A 2500-nucleotide genomic window follows, 5' to 3' on the forward strand; every position below is an offset into this window, starting at 1 on the left:
GACCTTCAGGTTATGAGCCTGACGAGCTACCGGGCTGCTCCACCCCGCGACCGTACCCTGCGGAAGTTCTGGTTGCAGGGTTTGTTCATCGTTTTGAGAGACACTGCCTGGGACTTTCTAGGTCTGGCGACGACCTACTCTCCCACGTCTTAAGACGCAGTACCATCGGCGCGGCGGCACTTAACGGCCGAGTTCGGGATGGGATCGGGTGTTTTGCTCGCGCTATGATCACCAGACCAAGAAAGGCCCAGGCACTTGCTTTGTCCAAGTCCGTCACTTGAGTGACTGCTTTCGATTTGTCCTGCGGGACCGGATCAGAACGCCTTTCGGAGTTCTTGGATCCGTTTTCGGTTCGGTTGAACCGATGTTTTGTCCTGCTGTTACTGGATCAAATCAAGCCTATCGGGCAATTAGTACCGGTCAGCTGAACGCATTGCTGCGCTTACACCTCCGGCCTATCGACGTGGTGGTCTTCCACGGCCCTCAAGGGAGACCTTGTTTTGAAGGGGGCTTCCCGCTTAGATGCTTTCAGCGGTTATCCTGTCCGTTCATAGCTACCCAGCACTGCCGTTGGCACGACAACTGGTCCACCAGTGGAACGTTCACCCCGGTCCTCTCGTACTAGGGGCAACTCTTCTCAAGTCTCCTACACCCACGGCAGATAGGGACCGAACTGTCTCACGACGTTCTAAACCCAGCTCACGTACCTCTTTAAATGGCGAACAGCCATACCCTTGGGACCTGCTCCAGCCCCAGGATGAGATGAGCCGACATCGAGGTGCCAAACGATGCCGTCGATATGGACTCTTGGGCATCATCAGCCTGTTATCCCCGGCGTACCTTTTATCCGTTGAGCGATGGCCCTTCCACTCGGGACCACCGGATCACTATGGCCGTCTTTCGACTCTGCTCGACTTGTCAGTCTTGCAGTCAGGCTGGCTTCTGCCATTGCACTCAACGAGCGATTTCCGACCGCTCTGAGCCAACCTTCGCGCGCCTCCGTTACGATTTGGGAGGCGACCGCCCCAGTCAAACTCCCCGCCACGCAGGGTCCCGGATCCGGATGACGGACCGCGGTTAGACATCAAGAGTGCGAAGGGTGGTATCTCAAGGGAGGCTCCACGGGAACTGGCGTTCCCGCTTCAAAGCCTACCACCTATCCTGCACATCACAATCCTGATGCCAGTGCGAAGCTGGAGTAAAGGTGCACGGGGTCTTTCCGTCTAACCGCGGGAAGCCTGCATCTTGACAGGCAATTCAATTTCGCTGAGTCCACATTTGAGACAGCGGGGAAGTCGTTACGCCATTCGTGCAGGTCGGAACTTACCCGACAAGGAATTTCGCTACCTTAGGACCGTTATAGTTACGGCCGCCGTTTACTGGGGCTTCAATTCGGAGCTTGCACCCCTCCTTTTAACCTTCCAGCACCGGGCAGGCGTCAGACCCTATACGTCGCCTTGCGGCTTCGCAGAGCCCTGTGTTTTTAGTAAACAGTCGCCACCCCCTGGTTTGTGCCCCCGGCCCATAGTTGCCTACGAACCGGGCCTCCTTCTCGCGAACTTACGGAGGTATTTTGCCGAGTTCCTTAAATGTGGTTCTCTCAAGCGCCTTGGTATTCTCTACCAGTCCACCTGTGTCGGTTTCGGGTACGGTCTGATGGAGGGCTATTTCCAGGAACCTCTAAGCAGCCCGTTCAATCCGATAAGAACGAACTACCCTCGAGATCCGTCACATCCTCCTGGCCCAGGAATATTAACCTGGTTCCCATCGACTACGCATTTCTGCCTCGCCTTAGGGGCCGGCTTACCCTGCTCAGATTAGCTTTAAGCAGGAACCCTTGGACTTTCGGCGACAGGGTCTCTCACCCTGTTTGTCGCTACTCATGTCAACATTCTCACTTCCGATCTCTCCACCGGATGCCTTACAGCCCGGCTTCACAGAAAGCGCTGATGCTTGCGCTACCGCTTCGCTACTTGAGCGCGGTTGCCCGCTCCCAGTCACGACACGGTAAAACAAGCAAAGCGCTATATCACGGAACGCTCCGCTACCACGCGTATCTCTACGCATCCTAAGCTTCGGCTCGTGGCTTGAGCCCCGTTACATCTTCGCCGCAGGACAACTTATCTAGACCAGTGAGCTGTTACGCTATCTTTAAAGGATGGCTGCTTCTAAGCCAACCTCCTGGTTGTTTTGGTCGTCCCACCTGCTTTCCCACTTAGCCACGAATTAGGGGCCTTAGCTGTAGGTCAGGGTTGTTTCCCTCTCCACGACGGACGTTAGCACCCGCCGTGTGTCTCCCGGATAGTACTCTACGGTATTCGGAGTTTGCTTAGGCTCAGTAAGTCTGTGGGACCCCATCACCCATGCAGTGCTCTACCCCCGTAGGTATTCGTCCGAGGCGCTACCTAAATAGCTTTCGCGGAGAACCAGCTATCTCCGAGTTTGATTGGCCTTTCACCCCTAGGCACAGCTCATCCCGACCCTTTTCAACGGGTGTGGG

The 2500-nt window shown here is 55.8% G+C and carries 2 rRNA genes (1 of these 2 cut by a window edge); both read right to left on the bottom strand.

The features are described 5' to 3' along the window. Positions 1-121: 121 nt before the first annotated feature. Positions 122-236, bottom strand: a 5S ribosomal RNA gene (gene rrf, locus BLV97_RS20335). A gap of 153 nt (positions 237-389) precedes the next feature. Beyond that, a 23S ribosomal RNA gene (locus BLV97_RS20340) occupies positions 390-2500 on the bottom strand; it runs 756 nt beyond the window's last position.

Origin of the sequence: Allgaiera indica, from assembly GCF_900106675.1 — a bacterium.
GTDB classification, from domain to species: Bacteria; Pseudomonadota; Alphaproteobacteria; order Rhodobacterales; family Rhodobacteraceae; genus Acidimangrovimonas; species Acidimangrovimonas indica.